Genomic DNA, 3,235 nt, shown 5'->3' on the forward strand with positions numbered 1-3,235 from the left:
ATACAGGCGATGAAGGACGTGGCACGCTGCGATAAGCTGCGGTGAGGTGTGAGCAACCTTTGACCCGCAGATTTCCGAATGGGGAAACCCACTCTCACCGATTAATCCTTGCCGTGTCTGGTTTTCGGACTGGACGCGGTACGGATTAATTGGGGAGGGTATCACCGAAGTGAATAAATAGCTTTGGTGAAGCGAACCCGGCGAACTGAAACATCTCAGTAGCTGGAGGAAAAGACATCAACCGAGATTCCGTTAGTAGTGGCGAGCGAACGCGGACCAGGCCAGTGCCTCTTGTTCAACTAGCAGAACGGTTTGGAAAGGCCGACCATAGCGGGTGACAGTCCCGTATGCGAAAGTGAGACAAGAGGACTAGAGTAGGGCGGAACACGTGTAATTCTGTCTGAATATGGGGGGCCCACCCTCCAAGCCTAAATACTCGTATGCGACCGATAGTGAACTAGTACCGTGAGGGAAAGGTGAAAAGCACCCCGATGAGGGGAGTGAAACAGTACCTGAAACGGATTGCCTACAAGCAGTTGGAGGGGTTTTATGCCCTGACAGCGTACCTCTTGCATAATGGGTCTGTGACTTAATGTGTCAAGCAAGCTTAAGCCGTTAGGTGTAGGCGCAGCGAAAGCGAGTCTGAATAGGGCGACTGAGTTTGACGCATTAGACCCGAAACCCGGCGATCTAGGCATGACCAGGATGAAGGTGGGGTAACACCCACTGGAGGTCCGAACCGATTAACGTTGAAAAGTTACCGGATGAGTTGTGTTTAGGGGTGAAAGGCCAATCAAGCCGGGAAATAGCTGGTTCTCCGCGAAAACTATTGAGGTAGTGCCTCGAGTGAATACCGATGGGGGTAGAGCACTGGATGGGCTAGGGGGTCGCGAGATCTACCAAACCTAACCAAACTCCGAATACCATTGAGTAATGCTCGGGAGACAGACGGCGGGTGCTAAGGTCCGTCGTCAAGAGGGAAACAGCCCTGACCTACAGCTAAGGTCCCCAAGTCGTGTCTAAGTGGGAAAGCATGTGGGATTTCCAAAACAACCAGGAGGTTGGCTTAGAAGCAGCCATCCTTTAAAGAAAGCGTAACAGCTCACTGGTCTAATAGAGATCCTGCGGCGAAGATGTAACGGGGCTCAAGACACGCACCGAAGCTTAGGGTGTGCGCGATAAGCGTACGCGGTAGCGGAGCGTTCCGTAGGCTGATGAAGCGATCTGGTAATGGGTCGTGGAGGTATCGGAAGTGCGAATGCAGACATGAGTAGCGATAAACAGTGTGAGATGCACTGTCGCCGAAAGACCAAGGGTTCCTGCGCAAGGCTAATCCGCGCAGGGTGAGCCGGCCCCTAAGACGAGCCCGAAGGGGGTAGTCGATGGGAACCACGTTAATATTCGTGGGCCTGGTGGTGTGTGACGGATCATGTGTGTTGTCATCCCTTAACGGATTGGGATGGCTTCGAAATGGTTCCAGGAAATAGCCCCACCGTATAGACCGTACCCGAAACCGACACAGGTGGTCAGGTAGAGTATACCAAGGCGCTTGAGAGAAGGGTGTTGAAGGAACTCGGCAAATTGCCTCCGTACCTTCGGAAGAAGGAGGCCCCATCTAGGCGCAAGCTCTGATGGGGGGCACAGGCCAGGGGGTAGCGACTGTTTAGCAAAAACACAGGGCTCTGCTAAGTCGGCTTCAAGACGACGTATAGGGTCTGACGCCTGCCCGGTGCCTGAAGGTTAAGTGGAGGGGTGCAAGCTCCGAAATGAAGCCCAGGTAAACGGCGGCCGTAACTATAACGGTCCTAAGGTAGCGAAATTCCTTGTCGGGTAAGTTCCGACCTGCACGAATGGCGTAACGACTTCCCCACTGTCTCCAACACCTGCTCAGCGAAATTGAATTCTCCGTGAAGATGCGGAGTACCCGCGGTTAGACGGAAAGACCCCGTGCACCTTTACTGCAGCTTCAGAGTGGCATTAGGAAAGAACTGTGTAGCATAGGTGGGAGGCTTTGAAGCGATGGCGCCAGCTGTCGTGGAGCCAAAGGTGAAATACCACCCTGTTGTTTTCTGATGTCTAACTTGCGTCCATGAAACTGGACGAAGGACCCTCTGTGGCGGGTAGTTTGACTGGGGCGGTCGCCTCCTAAAGAGTAACGGAGGCGCGCGAAGGTTGGCTCAGGCCGGTTGGAAACCGGCTGTTAGAGTGCAATGGCATAAGCCAGCCTGACTGCGAGACTGACAAGTCGAGCAGAGACGAAAGTCGGTCATAGTGATCCGGTGGTCCCTCGTGGAAGGGCCATCGCTCAACGGATAAAAGGTACGCCGGGGATAACAGGCTGATAACCCCCAAGAGCTCATATCGACGGGGTTGTTTGGCACCTCGATGTCGGCTCATCACATCCTGGGGCTGGAGCAGGTCCCAAGGGTTTGGCTGTTCGCCAATTAAAGTGGTACGTGAGCTGGGTTCAGAACGTCGCGAGACAGTTTGGTCCCTATCTGCCGTGGGCGTCGAAATTTGAGAGGAGTTGACCCTAGTACGAGAGGACCGGGTTGAACGTACCTCTGGTGGACCTGTCGTTCTGCCAAGAGCGCAGCAGGGTAGCTATGTACGGACGGGATAACCGCTGAAAGCATCTAAGCGGGAAGCCTCCCTCGAGATAAGATTTCATAGAGCCGTGGAAGACCACCACGTTGATAGATCGGATGTGGAAGTGCGGTAACGCATGCAGCTAACCGATACTAATTGCTCTATTCGCGCTTGAAGAGTCCCACCATCAACGACAAGGCTGTCCACAAGACAGACCGCGTCCGAGACGACAGGATAAGAGACAGCGCAGTCTCAAAGACCTGCACTAACCGGCAGGCAACAGCATCGATTTCTAACCCAACATGCACAACATATGCGCTGGCCCCATAGCTTGGTGGCCATAGCGTTCGTGACCCACCCGATCCCATCTCGAACTCGGCCGTGAAACCGAACAGCGCCGATGGTACTATTGCTCAAGCAATGGAAGAGTAGGTCGCCGCCAGGCTTTGAAGCCAGCGCACGTGTCACACCGCATGAAACCCATTCACAATGCTCACAACACAACACAACACCTCACCGCGGGGTGGAGCAGCCCGGTAGCTCGTCAGGCTCATAACCTGAAGGTCACAGGTTCAAATCCTGTCCCCGCAACCAACGATCTCACAACTCCCTCAGGCCGTCCGGCTTGAGGGAGTTTTCGTTTGTC

The 3,235-nt window shown here is 54.2% G+C and carries 1 tRNA gene and 2 rRNA genes (1 of these 3 only partly in view); all 3 read left to right on the top strand.

What is annotated here, in order from left to right:
- Positions 1–2,765 (top strand): 23S ribosomal RNA (locus IEX50_RS17270) (it extends 39 nt beyond the left edge of the window).
- Positions 2,766–2,919: 154 nt separating this feature from the next.
- Positions 2,920–3,034: ribosomal RNA gene (rrf, locus tag IEX50_RS17275) — 5S ribosomal RNA — on the top strand.
- Between the two features lie 72 nt (positions 3,035–3,106).
- A tRNA-Met gene (locus tag IEX50_RS17280) sits at positions 3,107–3,183 on the top strand.
- Positions 3,184–3,235: the final 52 nt, after the last annotated feature.

Source organism: Sphingomonas prati (assembly GCF_014643515.1).
GTDB lineage: Bacteria > Pseudomonadota > Alphaproteobacteria > Sphingomonadales > Sphingomonadaceae > Sphingomonas_R > Sphingomonas_R prati.